The 20,256-nt window shown below is 68.3% G+C and carries 22 protein-coding genes and 1 riboswitch; of the genes, 11 read left to right on the top strand and 11 right to left on the bottom strand.

Annotation, left to right across the window (positions count from 1 at the left end):
• Positions 1 to 16 precede the first annotated feature (16 nt).
• The 3 genes from PSS76_RS07380 to PSS76_RS07370 are packed head-to-tail and all read left to right on the top strand — an operon-like array spanning position 17 to position 1,961.
• Entirely contained in the window at positions 17 to 370 is a 354-nt protein-coding gene (locus PSS76_RS07380) for a hypothetical protein (RefSeq protein ID WP_013416803.1), read from the top strand.
• On the top strand, positions 367 to 672 hold the full coding sequence (locus tag PSS76_RS07375; RefSeq protein WP_205316258.1) for a YbaB/EbfC family nucleoid-associated protein: 306 nt from the start codon (positions 367 to 369) through the stop codon (positions 670 to 672). Before PSS76_RS07380 ends, PSS76_RS07375 begins: the two co-directional genes overlap by 4 nt.
• Positions 673 to 719: 47 nt before the next feature.
• Positions 720 to 1,961, top strand: a complete 1,242-nt coding sequence (locus tag PSS76_RS07370) for a SatS C-terminal domain-containing protein (RefSeq protein WP_084846254.1) — start codon at positions 720 to 722, stop codon at positions 1,959 to 1,961.
• Positions 1,962 to 1,975: 14 nt separating this feature from the next.
• Here the strand turns inward: PSS76_RS07370 and PSS76_RS07365 are convergent, their stop codons facing one another.
• Positions 1,976 to 3,064, bottom strand: a complete 1,089-nt coding sequence (locus PSS76_RS07365; protein WP_013416805.1) for an adenosine deaminase — start codon at positions 3,062 to 3,064, stop codon at positions 1,976 to 1,978.
• Positions 3,065 to 3,653: 589 nt separating this feature from the next.
• Here PSS76_RS07365 and sdhC point away from each other — a divergent pair.
• The 5 genes from sdhC (at position 3,654) to PSS76_RS07340 (ending at position 8,494) form a co-directional block, all read left to right on the top strand.
• Positions 3,654 to 4,058 (top strand): succinate dehydrogenase, cytochrome b556 subunit, encoded by a 405-nt coding sequence (gene sdhC / locus PSS76_RS07360; protein ID WP_005518569.1) that lies wholly within the window; start codon positions 3,654 to 3,656, stop codon positions 4,056 to 4,058.
• 1 nt (position 4,059) lies between these two features.
• Entirely contained in the window at positions 4,060 to 4,503 is a 444-nt protein-coding gene (locus tag PSS76_RS07355; protein ID WP_005518567.1) for a succinate dehydrogenase hydrophobic membrane anchor subunit, read from the top strand.
• A gap of 15 nt (positions 4,504 to 4,518) precedes the next feature.
• Positions 4,519 to 6,270 carry a succinate dehydrogenase flavoprotein subunit gene (sdhA, locus tag PSS76_RS07350; protein ID WP_005518565.1) on the top strand — a complete coding sequence of 584 codons (1,752 nt, stop codon included), beginning with the start codon at positions 4,519 to 4,521 and terminating at the stop codon, positions 6,268 to 6,270.
• Complete coding sequence (locus tag PSS76_RS07345) at positions 6,270 to 7,046, top strand: succinate dehydrogenase iron-sulfur subunit (protein ID WP_005518563.1); 777 nt, start codon at positions 6,270 to 6,272, stop codon at positions 7,044 to 7,046. The genes sdhA and PSS76_RS07345 overlap by 1 nt, the downstream gene beginning before the upstream one ends.
• Before the next feature lie 113 nt (positions 7,047 to 7,159).
• Positions 7,160 to 8,494: a D-alanyl-D-alanine carboxypeptidase family protein gene (locus PSS76_RS07340; protein ID WP_337456078.1), complete on the top strand. Its 1,335-nt coding sequence runs from the start codon at positions 7,160 to 7,162 to the stop codon at positions 8,492 to 8,494.
• Between the two features lie 6 nt (positions 8,495 to 8,500).
• Here the strand turns inward: PSS76_RS07340 and yhjD are convergent, their stop codons facing one another.
• The 7 genes from yhjD to PSS76_RS07305 form a co-directional block, all read right to left on the bottom strand.
• Positions 8,501 to 9,526: an inner membrane protein YhjD gene (yhjD, locus tag PSS76_RS07335; RefSeq protein WP_013416808.1), complete on the bottom strand. Its 1,026-nt coding sequence runs from the start codon at positions 9,524 to 9,526 to the stop codon at positions 8,501 to 8,503.
• A 7-nt stretch (positions 9,527 to 9,533) separates the two neighbouring features.
• Positions 9,534 to 10,577, bottom strand: coding sequence for a tryptophan--tRNA ligase (gene trpS, locus PSS76_RS07330; protein ID WP_005518560.1), 1,044 nt, complete (start codon positions 10,575 to 10,577; stop codon positions 9,534 to 9,536).
• Positions 10,578 to 10,591: 14 nt separating this feature from the next.
• Positions 10,592 to 11,035 (bottom strand): barstar family protein, encoded by a 444-nt coding sequence (locus PSS76_RS07325; protein WP_064057774.1) that lies wholly within the window; start codon positions 11,033 to 11,035, stop codon positions 10,592 to 10,594.
• Complete coding sequence (locus PSS76_RS07320; protein ID WP_005518558.1) at positions 11,035 to 11,523, bottom strand: guanyl-specific ribonuclease; 489 nt, start codon at positions 11,521 to 11,523, stop codon at positions 11,035 to 11,037. Before PSS76_RS07320 ends, PSS76_RS07325 begins: the two co-directional genes overlap by 1 nt.
• Positions 11,523 to 12,326: an exodeoxyribonuclease III gene (locus PSS76_RS07315; RefSeq protein WP_175271423.1), complete on the bottom strand. Its 804-nt coding sequence runs from the start codon at positions 12,324 to 12,326 to the stop codon at positions 11,523 to 11,525. The genes PSS76_RS07320 and PSS76_RS07315 overlap by 1 nt, the downstream gene beginning before the upstream one ends.
• A 20-nt stretch (positions 12,327 to 12,346) precedes the next feature.
• Positions 12,347 to 13,546: an MFS transporter gene (locus tag PSS76_RS07310; RefSeq protein ID WP_069856652.1), complete on the bottom strand. Its 1,200-nt coding sequence runs from the start codon at positions 13,544 to 13,546 to the stop codon at positions 12,347 to 12,349.
• 107 nt (positions 13,547 to 13,653) lie between these two features.
• On the bottom strand, positions 13,654 to 14,871 hold the full coding sequence (locus PSS76_RS07305; RefSeq protein WP_005518554.1) for an NADP-dependent isocitrate dehydrogenase: 1,218 nt from the start codon (positions 14,869 to 14,871) through the stop codon (positions 13,654 to 13,656).
• Positions 14,872 to 15,171: 300 nt separating this feature from the next.
• Positions 15,172 to 15,287: riboswitch (SAM riboswitch) on the top strand.
• 142 nt (positions 15,288 to 15,429) lie between these two features.
• Here PSS76_RS07305 and PSS76_RS07300 point away from each other — a divergent pair.
• Both PSS76_RS07300 and metX read left to right on the top strand, forming a co-directional pair.
• Positions 15,430 to 16,743: a bifunctional o-acetylhomoserine/o-acetylserine sulfhydrylase gene (locus tag PSS76_RS07300; protein ID WP_005518552.1), complete on the top strand. Its 1,314-nt coding sequence runs from the start codon at positions 15,430 to 15,432 to the stop codon at positions 16,741 to 16,743.
• Entirely contained in the window at positions 16,740 to 17,885 is a 1,146-nt protein-coding gene (gene metX, locus PSS76_RS07295; protein ID WP_041674382.1) for a homoserine O-acetyltransferase MetX, read from the top strand. Before PSS76_RS07300 ends, metX begins: the two co-directional genes overlap by 4 nt.
• A gap of 30 nt (positions 17,886 to 17,915) precedes the next feature.
• Here metX and PSS76_RS07290 read toward each other — a convergent pair whose 3' ends face one another.
• Positions 17,916 to 18,191, bottom strand: coding sequence for a DUF3017 domain-containing protein (locus tag PSS76_RS07290; RefSeq protein ID WP_005518549.1), 276 nt, complete (start codon positions 18,189 to 18,191; stop codon positions 17,916 to 17,918).
• A 9-nt stretch (positions 18,192 to 18,200) separates the two neighbouring features.
• Complete coding sequence (locus PSS76_RS07285; RefSeq protein ID WP_022597230.1) at positions 18,201 to 19,061, bottom strand: bifunctional methylenetetrahydrofolate dehydrogenase/methenyltetrahydrofolate cyclohydrolase; 861 nt, start codon at positions 19,059 to 19,061, stop codon at positions 18,201 to 18,203.
• A gap of 31 nt (positions 19,062 to 19,092) precedes the next feature.
• On the opposite strand from PSS76_RS07285, the gene PSS76_RS07280 reads away from it, so the two are divergent.
• Positions 19,093 to 19,599 carry a GNAT family N-acetyltransferase gene (locus tag PSS76_RS07280; protein ID WP_337456077.1) on the top strand — a complete coding sequence of 169 codons (507 nt, stop codon included), beginning with the start codon at positions 19,093 to 19,095 and terminating at the stop codon, positions 19,597 to 19,599.
• Between the two features lie 12 nt (positions 19,600 to 19,611).
• Here PSS76_RS07280 and PSS76_RS07275 read toward each other — a convergent pair whose 3' ends face one another.
• A complete protein-coding gene (locus PSS76_RS07275) occupies positions 19,612 to 20,226 on the bottom strand; it encodes a pentapeptide repeat-containing protein (protein ID WP_337456076.1) in 615 nt (204 codons plus the stop codon).
• Positions 20,227 to 20,256: the final 30 nt, after the last annotated feature.

The raw sequence follows: 20,256 nt of genomic DNA, 5'->3' as shown, positions 1-20,256 counted from the left end.
CCACGATCGGAGTGACATGACCGAACCGTTTCCGCCCCCACCGGCGTCGCCGGCGTCCTCGGCGACCGCTGTCAACCGCGCGCGTACCGTTGCGGTCCGGGCCACCGAGACGGGGCTTCCGCTCGACATCCGCATCGACAGGGGCGAACTGCGCTACGGCGGCGAACGCCTGGCCGCCGAGATCCTGCGGCTGTGCCGCGAGGCGGGCCGGGAGGCCGGGGCCCGGCGGCGCGAACAATTGACCCGCGACGGCGTGCCCGCCGACGTGCTCGATCGGCTCGGACTGCCCACCCGCGACCAGGTCGCGGCGAGTCAGCGCGCCGAGGACGAGAACCAGGCCGCACCGGCGAGTTGGATGCGACCGGCATGAGCGGGCGCGAGATGGATGCGGTCGTCGAACGGGCGAGCGCGCAGCTGGACCTTCTCGACGGCGCGTTGTCCGCACTCCAGGCCGTTCGGGCGGAAGCCGCGAGCGAAGACGGACGCGTGCGAGTGGAGGTCGACGGCAACGGCAGCCCGACCGGGTTGTGGCTCAGCGATTCCCTGCAGAACCTCGACGCGGCGGTCCTCGCGCGGACCATTGCGCACACCGCGCACCTCGCCGCCGCGGCTGCAACCGAGGAGCGCAATCGCATCACGTCGGAACTGTTCGACACGTTCGACGCGCGTTGACGGCGTCCAGCTATATCTTTGCCGCGCGGCTGGCTAGGCTTCCGGCCATGGCTGGAGACATCGTCCCGATCGAACTCGGTCTCACCCGAGGCGACCTCGTCACCCTGTGGGCCCCGAGCTGGCGCGAGGGCGACGACGAGTGGGAGGCCTTCCTCGGCCACGAGGAAGACCTGTACGGGTTTCCCACGGTCGCGGAGCTCGCCGCGTTCATCCGGACGAACGGCGACAACGATCTCGTCGATCACCCGTCGTGGGCGACCGTCTCGCGGCTCGCGGCTCCCGAACTCGAGCCGGACGACGACCACGGCTACGACCTCGTCGGGGTCCCGGAACTCGCGGCCGGTGATCCCGAACCGCTGACCGTCGCCGAACTCCGCAGCACCCTCGACATGGTGCGCAACCTCGGTGAGGTCTGCGAGCTCGAGCCGGTCCTGAAGTTCTTCGCCAACCACTCCGAGCTGAACTACCTGCGTGGCGGCCAGGACGTGTTCGCCGGCCGCGAGGGCGAGGAGCTGTGGGACCGCATCGGCACCGCGATCGCCCGGGGCTGGGACGCGGTGATCGATGCGGTGGACTCGATCGTCTCGACCCCGGTGGTCGACGCGCAGGCCCTGGCGATCGCCGAGGCCGAGATCCTCGCGGCGGAGGAGAACGTGGTCGACGCCGACGACGACGCCGAGGCCGACGAGGACCTGGAGGAGTACGACGCCGATTCCGAGGACGAGGAGCAGGACGAGGAGGAGACGTTCTGGACCGAGGTCGGTATCGACCCGATCCAGATCATCACGTCCGAGACCACCTACTACTCACTGCGCTGCTACCTCGACGAGCACGCGGTGTTCCTGGGCCGCGGCGGAAAGATCTCGGTGTTCGGGTCGGAGCGCGCGCTGGCCCGCTACCTGGCCGACAACCACGACCACGCGCTGGCCCAGGTGAGCACGTACGAGCAGGTGCAGACCGCCGCGGTCGACGGCTCCCTCGACATCGAGGTCACCGACCAGAACGTCTACGTCCTTCCCGGGCTGGCGGACGACTTGGCCGAGGGCCCGGACGCCGTCGACGCCGACCAGTTGGAGTTGGCCGTCGAGTTGTTCACCGACGCCGCCGACTTCGCGAAGGACGACGCCACCGATGCCGCGCTCGCCGCGTCGACCCCGCTCGGCTGGTACGTGTCGTACATTCTCGAGCCCGATCCCGGTCGCATGACCCCGAGCCCGCCGTTCCAGGCCGAGGCCGAGGCGTGGCGTGCCCTGGAGAACGAGTTCGAGACGCGTCTGCGCCCCGAATAGGCCGGGCGGGCAGGTCAGCCGATCAGCACCGCGTAACCCGGCTTGATCACCCCGTCGATCAGCGCCAGCCGTTGGTCGAAGGGGATGAACGCCGACTTCATCGCGTTGATGGTGAACCGTTCGAGATCGCTCCAGCCGTAGCCGAACGTGTCGACCAGCGCCAGCATCTCGCGGCTCATCGTGGTGTCGCTCATCAGCCGGTTGTCGGTGTTGACGGTGACCCGGAACCGCAGGCGCGCGAGCAGGTCGAACGGATGCTCCTCGAGGTTGGCGACCGCACCGGTCTGCACGTTCGAGCTCGGGCACAGCTCGAGCGGGATCCGCTTGTCGCGCACGTAGTTCGCGAGCAGGCCCAGGGTGATCTCGCCGTCGGGTCCGACCACGATGTCGTCGGTGATGCGCACCCCGTGCCCCAACCGATCGGTTCCGCAGAACGCGATCGCCTCGTGGATCGACGGCAGCCCGAACGCCTCGCCGGCGTGGATCGTGAAATGCGCGTTGGACGCACGCATGTACTCGAAGGCGTCGAGATGCCGGCTCGGCGGGTATCCGGCCTCGGCACCGGCGATGTCGAAGCCGACCACACCGCGGTCGCGGAAACGGACCGCGAGTTCTGCGATCTCGCGCGAGCGCGCAGCATGCCGCATCGCAGTGAGCAGGCAGCCGACCCGGATCTCACGCCCGTCGGCCCGGGCGTTCTCCTCGCCCTCCCGGAACCCTTCGAGGACGTGCTCGACGACGTCGTCGAGGCTCAGTCCGCCCTCGAGATGCTGTTCGGGCGCGAACCGCACCTCCGCGTAGACCACGCCGTCGTCGGCCAGGTCCTCCGCGCACTCGCGCGCGACCCGGCGCAGACCGACCGGGGTCTGCATCACCGCGACAGTGTGCGCGAAGGTCTCGAGGTAGAGCTCGAGCGAACCGCTGTCGGCGGCGTTCCGGAACCACGCGGCGAGTCCGTCCGGCGTCTCGGCGGGTAGCCCCGTGTAGCCGCATTCGTCGGCGAGTTCCGCGACGGTGCCCGGCCGGAGGCCGCCGTCGAGGTGATCGTGCAGCAGCACCTTGGGCGCGCTGCGGAGGTAGTCCAGATCCAACGGCGCTGTCATGGCTAGACGGTAGCCGCGGGACCTGTCGATCGGGTGGCATCGGAATGCCGAGTGTCGGAACGCGTGATGGCCGGCAGCCGGTGTTTCGAGTTGGTGCCGACCACTCCCGTCACACGAGACGACGGCTGTAACCACGAGGAATGAGGTTACCGGCGAGTAGATTCAGGAAGGCGCACCGCAGACCGTGTGAGACATTTTGCACATTGCATCCGCAGGACGCAGACCCATCGATTCAGGGCCAGATCCCGGGTAGCGCGTGGACCCACCACGCACGCGATCGACCGCGAAACACCGACCACTATTGTCGCGCAACAGTTTCCGCCGAAACAGGGCACTAAGTCCCCACCTCGTACCGACCACTGAATGCATGCAGACAATCGACACCCGGCATCGACCCCGCTATGGGAAGGCAAACCTAACAAGCAATTTCGTGGCCGTACGAACCACAGAGGGAATTAGTTCCCGGATTCGGTTGGGTTTAGAGTTCACAGAAGTCGGTTTAGGTTCTCGTCGAGCCCGAGCTGCTGGACACCCGAAAAGCTGTGCAGGCTCGACGCGCCCACCAAAGACGTTGGAGGCACAGCACTCGATGAGCAGCACGACTGAAGCCGCTCCGGCCAAGGAGCGCACCCGGTCGCTTTACCGGGGAGACCCCGGCATGTGGTCTTGGGTTCTACACCGGATCACTGGCGTAGCGACATTCTTCTTCCTTTTCGTCCATGTCCTGGACACCGCACTCGTGCGCGTCAACCCGGACACCTACGACCGAGTCATCGAGACCTACAAGAACCCCCTTGTCGGCCTCATGGAGCTCGCGCTCGTCGCCATGGTGCTGTACCACGCACTCAACGGCCTGCGCGTGATGCTCGTCGACTTCTGGTCGAAGGGACCCCAGTACCAGCGCGTCATGCTCTGGGTGATCATCGCGATCTGGTTCGTGGTCATGATCCCGGGTGCCGGACGCATCTTCTACAACATGTTTGCGGGGCACTGACATGACGACAGAAGCCAAGTCTCTCGGCAAGGCGTACGATCGCCCCGCCAGCCTGGACAACCCCCGCTCGCCGCGCAAGCCGGCGAAGAACAACTTCGAGCTCTACGCGTGGCTGTTCATGCGTTTCTCGGGCCTGGCGCTCATCATCCTGGTCCTGGGTCACCTGTTCATCATGCTGATGCTCGACGACGGCGTGCACCGCATCAACTTCGCGTTCGTCGCGGGTCGCTGGTCCAGCCCGTTCTGGCAGTTCTGGGACCTCACCATGCTCTGGCTCGCCCAGCTGCACGGCGGTAACGGCCTGCGCACGGTCATCGCGGACTACTCGCGCAAGGACTCCACCCGGTTCTGGCTCAACACGATCCTGGTCGTGTCGATGATCCTGATCATGGGCCTGGGCACCTACGTCATCTTCACCTTCGACCCCAACATCTCGGCGAGCTAGGGGAGCAGAGACTTCATGCAGGAACATCGTTATGACGTCGTCATCGTCGGCGCCGGTGGCGCTGGCATGCGCGCAGCCATCGAGGCCGGGCCCCGCGCTCGCACCGCGGTCCTGACCAAGCTGTACCCCACTCGCAGCCACACCGGTGCCGCCCAGGGTGGCATGTGCGCCGCCCTGGCGAACGTCGAGGAAGACAACTGGGAGTGGCACACCTTCGACACCGTCAAGGGTGGCGACTACCTCGCCGACCAGGACGCGGTCGAGATCATGGCCAAGGAAGCCATCGACGCGGTGCTGGACCTGGAGAAGATGGGTCTCCCGTTCAACCGCACGCCCGAGGGCAAGATCGACCAGCGTCGTTTCGGTGGTCACACCCGCGATCACGGTAAGGCCCCGGTTCGCCGCGCATGCTACGCCGCCGACCGCACCGGTCACATGATCCTGCAGACGCTCTACCAGAACTGCGTCAAGCACGACGTCGAGTTCTTCAACGAGTTCTACGCGCTCGACATCGCGCTGACCGAGACCCCCGAGGGTCCCGTCGCCACCGGCGTCATCGCCTACGAGCTCGCCACCGGCGAGATCCACGTCTTCCATGCGAAGTCGATCGTCTTCGCCACGGGTGGCTCGGGTCGCATGTACAAGACGACGTCCAACGCGCACACCCTCACCGGTGACGGCATGGGCATCATCTTCCGCAAGGGCCTGCCGCTCGAGGACATGGAGTTCCACCAGTTCCATCCGACGGGACTGGCCGGCCTGGGCATCCTCATCTCCGAGGCCGTCCGCGGCGAGGGCGGCATCCTCCGCAACGTCGACGGCGAGCGCTTCATGGAGCGCTACGCCCCCACCATCAAGGACCTCGCGCCGCGCGACATCGTCGCCCGCTCGATGGTGCTCGAGGTGCTCGAGGGTCGCGGTGCCGGTCCGAACAAGGACTACGTCTACATCGACGTCACGCACCTCGGCGAGGACGTGCTCGAGGAGAAGCTCCCCGACATCACCGAGTTCGCGCGCACCTACCTCGGCGTCGACCCGGTCACCGAGCTCGTGCCCGTCTACCCGACCTGCCACTACGTGATGGGCGGCATCCCCACCAAGATCAACGGTGAGGTGCTGCGCAACAACGAGGACCACGTTCCCGGCCTGTACGCCGCCGGCGAGTGCGCGTGTGTCTCGGTGCACGGTGCAAACCGTCTCGGCACCAACTCGCTGCTGGACATCAACGTCTTCGGTCGCCGCGCCGGCATCGCCGCCGCGGAGCACGCCGAGAAGTCCGACTTCGTCGAGCTGCCCGAGAACCCGGCCGCGAACGTCGAGAAGTGGCTCGAGGTCATCCTGTCCGACCACGGCCACGAGCGCGTCGCGGACATCCGCACCGAGCTGCAGCAGTCGATGGACAACAACGCGTCGGTGTTCCGTACCGAGGAGACCCTGACGCAGGCGCTCAAGGACATCCACGCCCTCAAGGAGCGCTACAACCACATCACGGTCCAGGACAAGGGCAAGCGCTACAACAGCGACCTGCTCGAGGCCGTCGAGCTGGGCTTCCTGCTCGAGATGGCCGAGGTGACGGTCGTCGGTGCCCTCAACCGCAAGGAATCGCGTGGCGGCCACGCCCGCGAGGACTACCCGGATCGCAACGATGCCGAGTACATGCAGCACACGATGGCGTACAAGGAAGGATCGGAGCTCATCTCCCCGATCCGTCTGGACTACAAGCCGGTTGTCCAGACCCGCTACGAGCCGATGGAGCGTAAGTACTGATGTCCGCACCTGTCATGGACAAGGACGCAACCGCGCTGCCGCCCGTCCCCGAGGGCGCGGTCATGGTCACCCTCAAGATCGCCCGGTTCAACCCGGAGGACGGCGAGGGCCAGCGCTGGGAGAGCTTCCAGGTCCCCACCCTGCCGACCGACCGTCTGCTGAACCTGCTGCTGTACGTGAAGGGCTACCTGGACGGCACGCTGACGTTCCGTCGCTCCTGCGCGCACGGCGTCTGCGGTTCGGACGCGATGCGCATCAACGGTGTCAACCGTCTGGCCTGCAAGGTCCTGATGCGCGACATGCTGCCCAAGGACGGCAAGCCGATCACGATCACCGTCGAGCCCATCAAGGGTCTGCCGGTCGAGAAGGATCTGCTGGTCGACATGGAGCCCTTCTTCGACGCGTTCCGCGCCGTGAAGCCGTTCCTCATCACGACCGGCAACGAGCCGACCCGCGAGCGCATCCAGTCGCAGGCGGACCGCGCCCGGTTCGACGACACCACCAAGTGCATCCTGTGCGCGTGCTGCACCACGTCGTGCCCGGTGTACTGGAGCGACGGCAGCTACTTCGGCCCGGCCGCGATCGTGAACGCACACCGCTTCATCTTCGACAGCCGTGACGAGGGCGCCGCCGAACGTCTCGACATCCTGAACGACAAGGACGGCGTGTGGCGCTGCCGCACGACCTTCAACTGCACCGACGCGTGCCCCCGTGGCATCCAGGTGACGAAGGCGATCCAGGAAGTCAAGCGCGCGCTGCTGTTCGCCCGCAAGTGACGCGTTCGTAGGAATCAGCACCACCGTTTTGCGCACTCGGCGCTGCTCCCGACCTGGTCGGGGCGGCGCCGAGTGCGCAGAATGCGTTTCAGGGCCTACCCTGGAATTTCGTTATGGCTGCTCACCCGAAGTCCGCGCGACGGCGAATCCTCCTGACCGCCACTGCCTCCGCACTCGTCCTCGGTGCCGGGGGCGCTCCCGCCGCGGCTGTGCCACTCGCCGGGCAGTCGCCCCTGGCTGCGGATCAGGCCGTCGCGCCCACCACCACTCCCCCGTTCAGCACACCGAACACCGATGCGTGCCCGCACCGCCTGTCGCCGCCGCCCGCGATCGACCTGTCTGAGGTACCGCGCCCCGGTGAGACCGCACCGGCCCCCGTCCCGGTGCCGGACGAGCCGGTCGGCGGTGCGGCACTCGGCAACTGCGGTGTGGTCACCGCCCCCGGCACCCCACCACTTCCCGCCGAGATCTCGGCGACGGGCTGGGTTCTGTCCGACCTCGACACCGGTCAGGTGCTCGCCGCGAAGGACCCGCACGGGCGTTACCGGCCCGCCAGCACCATCAAGGTGCTGCTAGCGCTGGTGGCGCTCGACGAACTCGATCTCGACACCACGATCGTGGCGAGCCCCGAGGCCGCGTCCATGGAGGGCAGTTCGGTCGGCCTGGGCGCCGGCGGCACGTACAGCAACCTGCAGCTGATGCAGGGGCTCGTGATGCGGTCGGGCAACGACGCCGCCCAGGCGCTCGCACAGCAGCTCGGCGGCGAGCAGGCCACCGTCGCCACGATGAACGCCAAAGCGGCGTCCCTGGGCGCGTCGGACACCCGGACGGCGTCCGTCTCCGGTCTCGACGGACCGGGCATGTCGACGTCGCCGTACGACCTGGCGCTGTTCTTCCGCGCGGCCATGCAGAACCCGACGTTCGCCGGGCTGATCACGACGGACACCGTGATGTTCCCCGGTCATCCCGCCGACCCCACCAAGCCCGACGACAAGCCGGTCGATCCGTACCCGATCTTCAACGACAACCAGTTGCTCGCCAACTACCCGGGCGCCCTCGGCGGCAAGACCGGCTACACCGACGACGCCAGGCAGACGTTCGTCGGCGGCGCCGAGCGGGACGGCCGCCGCCTCGCCGTCACACTGATGGCCGCCGACGTGCTGCCGATCCGGCCGTGGGAGCAGGTCGGTCGGCTGCTCGACTACGGCTGGGCGCTCGACCCCGCCGTCTCCGTGGGCGTCCTGGTGGATCCGAAGGGCGCGGACGAGCCGGCCGTCCAGGTCGCCGGGCCCGAAACACACGGTCCGGGGGGCATGGATCTGGCGTCGGGTTCGGACCTGCCGAACAAGGAGGTCGCCGGACGCGTCGCGATCGGCATCGTCGGGTCGGGCATCGTCCTGGGTCTGCTGGGCTGGGCTCGGGCACTCACCCGCCGCCGCCGGCGCTGACGAGGCTCAGTCGCCCCGTCGCCGCCACAGGCCCGCCAACCCGATCGCCGCGAGTGCACCGGCGCCGGTGAGAGCGAGCGCTTCCTTCGCCGACGCCCCTTCCCGTACCTCGACGCGAGGCCGGATGACGGCGGAGTCGGGCGGCGGGACGTACGCATTCGCGAGATTCTCCCGGGCGGTGGCGGCCCACGCGGTGGCGAACAGGATGAGGCGCGCGCTGAGGTTCGCGAATACGAGGAGACCGATGATCGGCCCGAAGGCCGCACCCGCGGGCCCCTGGCTCACTGCCTCGAGATAGATGGCCCCGACCTGACGGAAGATCTCGAAGACGATCGCCGCTGCGAACGCAGCGCGTCCGGCGCTGCGCAGGGTCACCGCTTCGCGCGGCATCCGCGCGATCACCCAGGACAGCAGCGCCCAGGTGGCGAGCACGCTGATCGCCAGCGACGTGATCCGGAGCAGGACGCCCACGCCGGTCACGTGCTCCACGCCGAGCCACTCGACCACCTGACGAGCGACCGGTCCGTTACTGAGCGCCGACAGTCCGAACGTCACGAGCATCGCCCCACCCAGGCCGAGGAGCGCCCCGAAGTCCTTGAGTTTCGTGATCACGAAGTTGCCGGCCTCGTGGGTGTGCTCCCACATCGCCGTCAGAGCGTCCCGCAGGTTGGTGATCCAGCCGATGCCGGCGTACGCGGCGCCGAGGAGACCGAACACCCCCACGCTGGTGCGCGCGGAGATCGCCGAATCGATCAGCCCGTTGACGGTCTCGCCCAGACCGCCAGGCATGTTGTTGCTGACCTGGTCCTGGATCTCGTCGACCCACTCCGGGTTACCCGCGAGCGCGAAACCGGCGACAGCGAACGCGACCATGAGGATCGGAACGATCGCGAGGATCGTGAAGTACGTGATCCCGGCGGCGTAGTAGTCGCCCTTCTGCTGCTGGTAGCGACCGCCCGCTCGGACCAGGTGATCGAGCCACGGCCGCGCCGCACGCTGCCTGTCGAGAAAGCTGGGCGCGGCATCGGCCATGTACGGATTACCTCCTGGTCGTCAGGAATCCCACCTTCTCATAGACCTGGCCGAGTGTCCGGGCAGCGACCTCGCGGGCCCGATCGGCCCCGGAGGCGAGGATGCGGTCCAGTTCGGCGCGGTCGGAGAGGTAGCCGTCGACCTTCGCGCGCAGCGGCGTGACGAACTCGCCGAGCACCTCGGCGGTGTCCGCCTTGAGGTCGCCGTACCCCTTGCCCTCGTAGCCGGCGACGAGGTCGTCGATGCTCTTGCCGGACAGTGCCGACTGGATGGTGAGCAGGTTGCTCACGCCGGGCTTGTTCTGCGGATCGAACCGAATCTCGCGCTCGTTGTCGGTGACGGCGGACTTGATCTTCTTGGCCGAGACCTTGGGGTCGTCGAGCAGGTTGACGAGGCCGGCCGGAGTGGGGCCGGACTTGCTCATCTTCGACGTCGGGTCCTGCAGGTCGTAGATCTTCGCGGTGCCCTTGATGATCTGCGGCTCGGGGATCACGAACGTCTTGCCGAAGCGGGTGTTGAACCGGCCGGCGAGGTCACGCGCGAGTTCGAGGTGCTGGCGCTGGTCCTCACCCACCGGCACGCGCTGCGGGCGGTAGAGCAGGATGTCGGCGGCCATCAGCACGGGGTAGGTGAACAGCCCGACGCTGGCATGATCGCTGCCCTGCCTGGCCGACTTGTCCTTGAACTGCGTCATGCGGCTGGCCTCGCCGAAACCGGTGATGCAGTTGAGGACCCAGGCCAGCTCGGCGTGCTCGGGAACCTGGCTCTGCACGAACAGCGTCGACCGCTCGGGATCGATGCCGAGCGCGAGCAGCTGCGCGACGGCCCGAAGGGTGCGCTGACGCAGTTCCTTCGGGTCCTGCGGCACGGTGATCGCGTGCAGGTCGGGGATGAAGTAGAAGGCGTCGAAGTCGTCCTGCAGAGGCACCCACTGCTGCAGCGCACCGAGGAAATTGCCGAGGTGGAACGAGTCGGCGGTGGGCTGGATACCGGACAGGACGCGGGGCTTCGCGGTCGGTGCGGTCGTGGGATTCTCTGCGGTGCTCGACATAATCCCCGATACTTTCACGCGCCGGGATCGGCGATGCGAGGGAGGTGCACGCCGACCGCGGCGAACCGATCGACGACGGCGTCGGCGCCTCCGGGCCGCACCTGCAACACGAGCGACGCGTCGGTTGCACCGACCGCCTGCGCGAACCACGGCAGTTCGGTCGGTTGTTCGTTCAGCAAGCTGTCGGCGTCGAGCACCAGCACCACCGCGTCGGCGCCGACGGTGTCGGCGAGTTCGCCGAGACACTCGTCGAACGCGTCCTTGTTGCGGCCGAAGTAGTACGGGAACTGCAGGGCCGCGGCGAACTCGTCGAACAGCGCCGCGACCGTCGGCATCCGCCTGCCCCGCACGTGCCGGACCGGCCGGAGCGCGCGCAGGTCCTCCTCGATGCCCGCGGTGCGGCGTGCATCGGCGACGAGCAGCGACAGTCCGCGCGGAAACGTCGGAGTGGGGGCCATCACCGCATCCTTGCGAAGGTCTCGTAGTGATCGTCGGTGTACCACGCGGACCCGTCGCTGCCGGTCACGATGCGCTCGGCGTCGCGGCCCCGGCCGTCCACCTTCCGGTTGACGTCCCACTCCTGGTAGCGGATCTTCCCGCCCCCGTCGGTCGCGGGCAACCGGCCCTCGTGGTTACCGAACGTCCGGCCGCCCTGGGTGCCCGGGGCATCGTCCGGTGGCCAGCGTCCGGCGTCGACGGCCGCGAGCGTGGCCCACGCGGCCTGGGGCACACCGCTCGCCTCCCGGACAGTCGAGGTGGTCGTGCTGGACGTCGTGGCCGGCGCCTTCGGGGCCGCGGGGGCGGTGCTCGTGGCCGACACGGGCACCGACGACGCGACCGGAGACTTGTCGTCGCCGCCGTTCTGGGTGCCGACGAACACCGCGACCGCGAGTCCGACGAGGGCGACGAGCAGCGCGACGATCGGACTCCTGCGCTGCGGAGCCATCAGCGGAACTGCACGGTGACGGGCGCATGGTCGGACCAGCGCTCGGCGTAGGTCGCGGCCCGCTCGACGCGCGCTTCCTTCGCCCGCGCGGCCAGGCCGGGGGTGGTCAGGTGGTAGTCGATACGCCAACCGGCGTCGGTGTCGAACGCCTTGCCGCGGTACGACCACCACGAGTACGGGCCGTCGACGTCCGGGTGCAGTTCGCGCACGACGTCCACCCACGCGCCGCCGGCGAGCAGGGCGCCCACCCAGTCGCGCTCACCGGGCAGGAAGCCCGACTTCTTGACGTTGCCCTTCCAGTTCTTGATGTCCCGTTCGGTGTGGGCGATGTTCCAGTCGCCGCACACCAGGACGTCGCGTCCGGCCGCCACTGCCGCCTCGGCGCTCGCCGACAGGTGCGCCGCGAACGACGCCATGAAGCGTTCCTTCTGCTCCTGCTTGGGCGTCTCCGCCTCCCCGGTCGGCAGGTACAGGCTGCCGACGGTGAGCGCGTCGAAGTCGGCTTCGATGTAGCGTCCGGCATCCGCGAACTCGTCGTCCCCGAAACCGATGCGGACGGCGTCGGCAGGACGCCGCGACAGCACCGCCACACCGTTGCGGCCCTTCGCCGACGGTTCCGCCGACGCGACGTGCCAGCCCTGGTCGAGGGCCGGCGCCAGCGTCTCGTGCAGTTGCTTGTCGGATGCGCGCGTCTCCTGCATGCAGACGACGTCGGCCTGGGATCCGGCGAGCCAGTCGATCAGGCCCTTGCGGGCGGCGGCGCGGACGCCGTTGACGTTGACGGTGGTGATGATGTGCGGCACGCGGAGAACCGTATCGGACGTCACCGACGCGCCGTCACCACCGCGACGGCCAGGACTGCCAGACCGGCGAGCGCGAGCGCCGACCCGACCAGAGCGGGAGCGGTGTAGCCGAGGCCCGCCGCGATGACGACCCCACCAATCCATGCGCCGAACGCGTTCGCGACGTTGAGCGCGGAGTGGTTGAGGGCGGCCGCGAGGGTCTGCGCATCGGCGGCCACGTCCATCAGCCGGGTCTGCAGGCCGGGCACGAGCGCCGAACCGGCGGAGGCGACGAGGAACAGCACGAGCATCGCGGTGAAGGGATTGTGCGCCGCGACCGCGAAGAGCGCCAGGAGCCCCACCAGGGCAGCGAGCATCGCGAAGAGTCCGGGGGTGAGCGCCCGGTCGGCGAGGCGGCCGCCGAGGATGTTGCCGGCCACCATGCCGAGCCCGTAGACCATGAGCGCGACGGGCACCAGCGTCACCGGGAGTCCGGCGACGTCGGTCATGGTCCAGCCGACGTACGTGTACACCGCGAACATGCCGCCGAAGCCCACGGTGGCGACGACGAGGGTGAGCCACACCTGTCCGCGCCGGAGGGCGGACAGTTCGGTCCGCGGGTCGGTGGTGCGCACGTCGTGCAGGGGTGGTACCCGGAGCGCGATCGCCGCGACGGTGAGCGCGCCGATCAGGGCGACGACGGCGAACGCGCTGCGCCAGCCGAGCCCCTGCCCGATCCAGGTGGCCGCCGGCACCCCGGCGACGTTGGCAACCGCGAGGCCGCTCATGACCATCGCGACAGCCTTCGCACGGTGCCCCGGTCCGGCGAGGTACGCGGCGACCAGCGACGCGACGCCGAAGTAGGCGCCGTGCGGGAGTCCCGCGACGAAGCGCGCCACCAGCAGTCCGCCGTAGCTGGGCGCGACGATCGTGGCGGCGTTGCCGACGGTGAACGCGACCATCAGCGCGATCAGCAGGGTCTTGCGCGGAACCCTCGCAGTCAGGGCGGCGATGACCGGCGCGCCCACGACGACGCCGAGCGCGTACGCGGTGATGACGTGTCCGGCAGTGGACTCGGAGATTTTCAGGCCGCCGGCGATCTGCGGCAACAGGCCCATCGCGGCGAACTCGGTGGTGCCGATGCCGAAGCCGCCCATCGCGAGGGCGAACATCGCGCGGCGGCGTCGGGCAGCCGGGACGGGGCTGCCTGACGGCGCGGGAACGGTGGCCGAGACGGTCAAGAGAGATACCTTCCGGGCACGTGGAACAAGACGTCCGACGGTAGTGAGGAAATGGAAACGGGACGTTCCCACGAGGGGAACGTCCCGTTTCGGCGAGGGTTACGCGATTACGCGCGCGCCTTCTGCAGGTTCTCGTCGAGGGTCGCGAGGAACTCCTCGGTGGTCTGCCAGGCCTGGTCCGGGCCGACCAGCAGTGCGAGGTCCTTGGTCATCTGACCGTTCTCGACGGTCTTGATGACGACGTCCTCGAGCTGCTGTGCGAACTCGATCAGCTCCGGGGTGTTGTCCAGCTTGCCGCGGTGCTCGAGGCCCCGGGTCCACGCGAAGATCGACGCGATCGGGTTGGTCGACGTCGGCTTGCCCTGCTGGTGCTGACGGTAGTGGCGCGTGACGGTGCCGTGTGCGGCCTCCGCCTCGACGGTACGGCCGTCCGGGGTCATCAGCACGGAGGTCATCAGACCCAGCGAGCCGTAGCCCTGCGCAACGGTGTCGGACTGGACGTCACCGTCGTAGTTCTTGCAGGCCCAGACGTAGCCACCCTCCCACTTGAGGGACGAGGCGACCATGTCGTCGATGAGACGGTGCTCGTAGTGCAGGCCGGCGGCGTCGAACTCGGCCTTGAACTCGTCCTCGTAGATCCGCTGGAACTCGTCCTTGAACATGCCGTCGTAGGCCTTGAGGATCGTGTTCTTGGTGGAGAGGTACACCGGGTAGTTCTGCTGCAGGCCGTAGGACAGCGAGGCCCGCGCGAAGTCCTGGATGGACTTCTTGTAGTTGTACATACCCATGACCACACCGCCGTCCTCGGGCAGGCGGCACACCTCGTGCTGGATCGGCTCGGAGCCGTCGTCCGGGGTGTAGGTGATGGTGACGGTGCCGGCGCCGGGTGCCTTGAAGTCGGTGGCGCGGTACTGGTCACCGAAGGCGTGACGGCCGACGATCACCGGCTTGGTCCAACCGGGGACCAGACGCGGGACGTTCGAGATCAGGATGGGGGCGCGGAAGATCGTGCCGCCCAGGATGTTACGGATGGTGCCGTTCGGGGAACGCCACATCTTCTTCAGGCCGAATTCCTCGACCCGCGCCTCGTCCGGGGTGATCGTGGCGCACTTGACGCCGACGCCGTGCTTCTTGATCGCTTCGGCGGCGTCGATGGTGACCTGGTCGTCGGTGGCATCGCGATGCTCGATCCCCAGGTCGTAGTACTCGAGATCGACATCCAGGTAGGGATGGATCAGCTTGTCTTTGATGAACTGCCAGATGATGCGCGTCATCTCGTCGCCGTCGAGTTCGACGACCTTGCCTTCGACCTTGATCTTGGACATGGGGGCTTCGCGTCCTCCTAGGAAGTGTCCCTGGTTCCGTTCCCTGGGTACTGGGGGTGCACGGGCCACTTTGTGAGTGGGCCCGCCAACGGTTCAATTATCAAACGTAGACGGTTCGGATCTCCCTCGGCAGGGACGACCCAAACATGACGAGCGTACTGCTATTGCTTCCGAGCGCAACCATGCCCCCTGGCTCACTACCCCTACCTACCGGTAACTTTGCCGGTTCTCCACACCTGGGGTCGAAAGATCAGCCCCCTCCTTCCCGTGTGCCCGTTTCTGCCGTTAAGATCACGGCCAGGTCATGAGTGTCAGCGTCAAGCCCCGGCTCGCTGGCCGGCAACCCTCCAACCGCGGTGGGGTGCCCCGGGTGATGACCTGGTCTTCCGACTCGAGCCGGAAGACAAGCGCGGGTCCGCTGGGACGGACCCACTGACCGGGCCATGCCCCACCGGAGGTTCTTCATGTGTAGTTGTCACGAGTAGCCGGTCCACAGGCGCGCAGTCGATGCTGCGCCAACCCCATCTGCAGACTTCACACCCTGGAGTAGAACGACTCATGACCGAAATCACGGACGCCGCTGTCGACCCGACCGCGAACTGGAGCTTCGAGACCAAGCAGGTCCACGCGGGACAGACGCCCGACGGCGCCACCAACGCCCGCGCGTTGCCGATCTACCAGACCACGTCGTACACGTTCGACAGCACCGACCATGCCGCAGCGCTGTTCGGCCTGGCCGAGCCCGGCAACATCTACACCCGCATCATGAACCCGACGCAGGACGCCGTCGAGCAGCGCATCGCCGCGCTCGAGGGTGGCGTCGCCGCTCTGCTGCTGGCCTCCGGGCAGGCCGCCGAGACGTTCGCGATCCTCAACCTCGCCGAGGCCGGCGACCACATCGTGTCGAGCCCGCGTCTGTACGGCGGCACGTACAACCTGTTCCACTACTCGCTGCGCAAGCTGGGCATCGAGGTCTCGTTCGTCGAGGATCCCGACGACATCGAGCAGTGGCGTGCCGCGATCCGCCCGAACACCAAGGCGTTCTACGGCGAGTCGATCTCGAACCCTCGCAACGACATCCTCGACATCCCGGGGATCTCGAAGGTGGCGCACGAGAACGGCATCCCGCTGATCGTCGACAACACCGTCGCGAGCCCGTACCTGATCCGTCCGCTCGAGCACGGCGCCGACATCGTCGTCCACTCGGCCACGAAGTACCTCGGCGGCCACGGCACCGCGGTCGCCGGTGTGATCGTCGACGGTGGAAAGTTCGACTGGACACAGGGCCGCCACACCAACTTCACGACTGCCGACCCGAGCTACCACGGTGTCGTCTTCGCAGATCTCGGCGCGCCGGCGTTCGCTCTCAAGGCCCGCGTGCAGCTGCTGCGCGACCTGGGTTCCGCGGTCTCGCCCTTCAACGCGTTCCTGATCTCGCAGGGCATCGAGACGCTCAGCCTGCGGATGGAGCGCCACGTCGCCAACGCCAAGGCCGTCGCCGAGTACCTCGAAGCCCGACCGGAGGTCACGTCGGTCTCGTACGCCGGGCTGCCGTCGTCGCCGTGGCACGAGCGGGCGAAGACGATCGCCCCGCGCGGCACCGGCGCGATCGTCGCGTTCGAGCTGGCCGGTGGGGTCGAGGCCGGCAAGAAGTTCGTCAACGCGCTCACCCTGCACAGCCACGTCGCCAACATCGGTGACGTGCGCTCGCTGGTGATCCACCCGGCGTCGACCACCCACTCGCAGCTCACCCCGGAGGAGCAGCTCGCGTCGGGTGTCACCCCCGGCCTGGTCCGGCTCGCCGTCGGCATCGAGGGCATCGACGACATCCTCGCCGACCTCGACGCCGGTTTCGCGGCGGCGGCATCTTGACCGTCAGCTCCGTTCGCAACGCCCGTCCGGCGGGGTTCCCCCCGCCGGACGGGCGCTTGTGCTTTGTCCACGTCGGCTCGATCGAACTCGAGAGCGGTGTGGTTCTTCCCGATGTCGAGCTCGCCGTCCAGCGGTGGGGCGAGCTCGCGACCGACCGGGACAATGTGGTCCTCGTCGAGCATGCCCTGACCGGCGACTCGCACGTGACGGGCCCCGCGGACGACGAGCACCCCTCCCCCGGCTGGTGGGACGGCATGATCGGCCCGGGCGCCCCGATCGACACGAACGAGTGGTGCGTGATCGCCACCAACGTGCTCGGCGGCTGCCGCGGTACGACGGGACCCGGTTCGATTGCCGCGGACGGCACGGTGTGGGGGTCGCGCTTCCCGGAGATCTCCATCCGCGATCAGGTGGCTGCCGAGGTCGCCCTCGCCGACGTGCTCGGCATCGAACGTTTCTCGTCCGTCATCGGCGGGTCGATGGGCGGCATGCGGACGCTCGAGTGGATCGTCGGGCATCCCGATCGGGTCGACTCGGCTCTGGTCCTCGCGGTCGGTGCTCGCGCCACCGCCGACCAGATCGGCACCCAGACCACCCAGATCGCCGCCGTGACGAGCGATCCCGACTGGCAGGGCGGCGACTACCACGGCACCGGGCGGATTCCCCGCACCGGTCTGGGACTCGCCCGCCGGATCGCGCACCTGACGTACCGCACCGAGGCCGAACTCGACTCCCGTTTCGCCAACGACGCCCAGGCCGACGAGAATCCTTGGGACGGTGGCCGGTACGCGGTCCAGAGCTATCTCGACCACCAGGCCGACAAGCTGGTTGCCCGCTTCGATCCCGCCACCTACGTGTTGCTGACCGAAGCGATGAACCGGCACGACATCGGCCGCGGACGCGGCGGTGTCGCGGCGGCGCTCGCGTCCACGAACGTGCCCGTGATCGTCGGCGGCGTCGACTCCGACCGGCTGTATCCGCTACGCCTGCAGCAGGAACTCGCGGACGGGCTGCCGGGCAGCGACGGGCTGCGGGTCCTGGAATCGAAGGACGGCCACGACGGCTTCCTCACCGAAGCGGACGCCGTAGCGGAACTGTTGAAGGAGACGATGGAACTGGCGCGCGCCGCCCGCCGGGGCTGAGCGCGAACTCCCGCAGATCCGAGCGGCGCGTCAGTCGGTCCCGAGGGGGTCGATCGACGCCGCCAGCGCGATGATCGTGGCCCCGACGACCGCCATCGCCGCCACATCGAATCCCTTGCCGCGCACGGCGAGCAGCCCCACCCGGTCGGGCGACAGTGCCGCGCGCAGGAGAGCCGCGAGCACCATGGCGCCCCCGAGAACGAGGGCGCCCCGGCGCCAGCGGTCGGCAAGGACCAGCACGAAGGCCGCCGCCACCACGAGGACGACGGCGAGCAACGGCCAATTCCTGCGCGCGAACTGCGTCACGGACCGGTCCTAGTCGGACTGTCCGGCGAGCTGCTCGGCCCGCTCCACGACATTGGTGAGCAGGAAGGCACGCGTGAGCGGTCCGACACCACCGGGGTTCGGCGACACGAAGCCGGCGACCTCGCGGACGTCGTCGGCGACGTCACCGCGCAGTCCGTCGGCGGTGCGGCTGACGCCCACGTCGAGCACGGCGGCACCCGGCTTGACCATGTCCGCGGTGATCAGACCGGGCACGCCGGCGGCAGCGATCACGATGTCCGCCTGGCGCACCTGCGCGGCCAGGTCACGGGTTCCGGTGTGGCACAGCGTGACCGTCGCGTTCTCGGTGCGGCGGGTGAGCAGCAGGCCGATCGGGCGACCGACGGTGACGCCACGACCGACGACGGCGACGTGGGCACCGGCGATCGGAACCTCGTAGCGACGCAGCAGGTGCACGATGCCGCGCGGGGTGCACGGCAGCGGCGCCTCCTTGCCCAGGACCAGGCGCCCCAGGTTCACCGGGTGCAGGCCGTCGGCGTCCTTGTCGGGGTCGACGCGCTCGAGCGCGGCGTTCTCGTCGAGGTGCTTCGGTAGCGGGAGCTGCACGATGTAGCCGGTGCACTCGGGATTGGCGTTGAGCTCGTCGATCGTGGCCTCGAGCTCTTCCTGCGTGATGTCGGCCGGCAGGTCGCGACGGATCGAGGTGATGCCCACCTTCGCGCAGTCGTTGTGCTTGCCGCGCACGTAGGCGGCCGAACCGGGGTCGTCGCCGACGAGGATGGTGCCCAGTCCGGGCGTGATGCCCTTCTCCTTCAGGGCTGCCACCCTGGCCTCGAGGTCCTCGAAAATCTCGTCGCGGGTTGCTTTGCCATCCAGGATCGTTGCAGTCACGGCGACCATTGTTCCAGGCTAGGGTCGCCGCATGTCACCGGCTCCGGATCTTCGTGGTCCACGTGTCCTGTTGACCCCCGTCCAGCCGTCCCACCACGCACGGCTGCGCGAGATCCATCGGCTTCCCGAGGTGAGCCGATGGTGGAAGGAACCCGCCGACGACTGGCCGGCCGATGACCCCGACACCGTCGGATACGCGGTCGTCGTGGACGACCGTGTCGTGGGATTCGCGCAGTGGTACCAGGAGCCCGATCCGGAGTTCCGGCACGCCGGGCTGGATCTGTTCCTCGAAGGCGCCGTGCACGGGCGGGGCCTGGGAAGCGAAGTGGTGCGGAGGCTGTGCAGCCACCTCGTCGACGATCTCGGCTTCCACCGGATCGTCATCGACCCCGAGTCCGCGAATGCGGCGGCGATCGCGTGCTACCGCAAGGTGGGGTTCCGTGAGGTCGGCATCATGCGTGAGTACTGCCTGGGCGCAGACGGGGTGTGGCGCGACGGGCTCCTGATGGATCTGCTGGCACGCGAACTGGTGCGCTGACCGACAGCGCCGTCACGGTTCGACGGTCAGGCCGTGCGCGACCGCGTACGCGACCGCCTGCGTCAGTTCGACCCGGGTCTTGTCGAGGCTCGCGGCGGTCCACAGCCCGGGGTCGACGTGAGCGCCGCGCAGGTCGGCGCCCTCGAGCCGGATCGCCTCGACCCGCGCGCCCGACAGGTTCACCGACCGCAGCACGGCGCCGCGCAGATCTGCCTGCACCAGGTTGGCCTCGCGGAATCGACAGTCGGTGAAGTCCAGCCCCCGCAGGTCCGCGCCGCCCATCGACGCCAGCGTGAAGTCGACCTCCTCGACCACCAGCGGCCGCATCTGACACTCGACGAAGACCGAACCGAGCATGCTGCAACTTCGGAAGCTGCTGTGCCACATGGTGGTCCGCGCAAACATGCACGACCGGAACGCGCTGCCGTGGTGGTGCGAATCGGTGAGGTCGGCACCGGTGAAGTCACACTCGGTGAAGACCACGAACTCGGTGTCGAGTTCCGAGAGATCCGCGTCGCGGAACGAGCACGCGGTGTAGTGCTGCCGGACCCACTTCTCCCCGGTCGCGCGGGCATCGGAGAAGTCCTCCCCCACGATCTCGACGATTTCACCGGTCATGAAATCCATGCTGCCCCCGCCCACCGACAATTTCGACCG

The organism is Prescottella sp. D32 (genome assembly GCF_037287305.1).
Classification (GTDB): domain Bacteria; phylum Actinomycetota; class Actinomycetes; order Mycobacteriales; family Mycobacteriaceae; genus Prescottella; species Prescottella equi.
This window is presented reverse-complemented; position numbering and strand designations above follow the sequence as displayed.

Bases quoted from the DNA above. Each gene is read 5' to 3' on its own strand.
- PSS76_RS07380 (WP_013416803.1), top strand. From the start codon at position 17: ATGACCGAACCGTTTCCGCCCCCACCGGCGTCGCCGGCGTCCTCGGCG.
- PSS76_RS07365 (WP_013416805.1), bottom strand. From the start codon at position 3,064: ATGACAGCGCCGTTGGATCTGGACTACCTCCGCAGCGCGCCCAAGGTG.
- PSS76_RS07320 (WP_005518558.1), bottom strand. From the start codon at position 11,523: ATGGCTCCGCAGCGCAGGAGTCCGATCGTCGCGCTGCTCGTCGCCCTC.
- sdhA (WP_005518565.1), top strand. From the start codon at position 4,519: ATGCAGGAACATCGTTATGACGTCGTCATCGTCGGCGCCGGTGGCGCT.
- PSS76_RS07355 (WP_005518567.1), top strand. From the start codon at position 4,060: ATGACGACAGAAGCCAAGTCTCTCGGCAAGGCGTACGATCGCCCCGCC.
- trpS (WP_005518560.1), bottom strand. From the start codon at position 10,577: ATGTCGAGCACCGCAGAGAATCCCACGACCGCACCGACCGCGAAGCCC.
- PSS76_RS07275 (WP_337456076.1), bottom strand. From the start codon at position 20,226: ATGGATTTCATGACCGGTGAAATCGTCGAGATCGTGGGGGAGGACTTC.
- PSS76_RS07340 (WP_337456078.1), top strand. From the start codon at position 7,160: ATGGCTGCTCACCCGAAGTCCGCGCGACGGCGAATCCTCCTGACCGCC.
- sdhC (WP_005518569.1), top strand. From the start codon at position 3,654: ATGAGCAGCACGACTGAAGCCGCTCCGGCCAAGGAGCGCACCCGGTCG.
- PSS76_RS07325 (WP_064057774.1), bottom strand. From the start codon at position 11,035: ATGGCCCCCACTCCGACGTTTCCGCGCGGACTGTCGCTGCTCGTCGCC.
- PSS76_RS07375 (WP_205316258.1), top strand. From the start codon at position 367: ATGAGCGGGCGCGAGATGGATGCGGTCGTCGAACGGGCGAGCGCGCAG.
- PSS76_RS07370 (WP_084846254.1), top strand. From the start codon at position 720: ATGGCTGGAGACATCGTCCCGATCGAACTCGGTCTCACCCGAGGCGAC.
- yhjD (WP_013416808.1), bottom strand. From the start codon at position 9,526: ATGGCCGATGCCGCGCCCAGCTTTCTCGACAGGCAGCGTGCGGCGCGG.
- PSS76_RS07345 (WP_005518563.1), top strand. From the start codon at position 6,270: ATGTCCGCACCTGTCATGGACAAGGACGCAACCGCGCTGCCGCCCGTC.
- PSS76_RS07300 (WP_005518552.1), top strand. From the start codon at position 15,430: ATGACCGAAATCACGGACGCCGCTGTCGACCCGACCGCGAACTGGAGC.
- PSS76_RS07280 (WP_337456077.1), top strand. From the start codon at position 19,093: ATGTCACCGGCTCCGGATCTTCGTGGTCCACGTGTCCTGTTGACCCCC.
- PSS76_RS07305 (WP_005518554.1), bottom strand. From the start codon at position 14,871: ATGTCCAAGATCAAGGTCGAAGGCAAGGTCGTCGAACTCGACGGCGAC.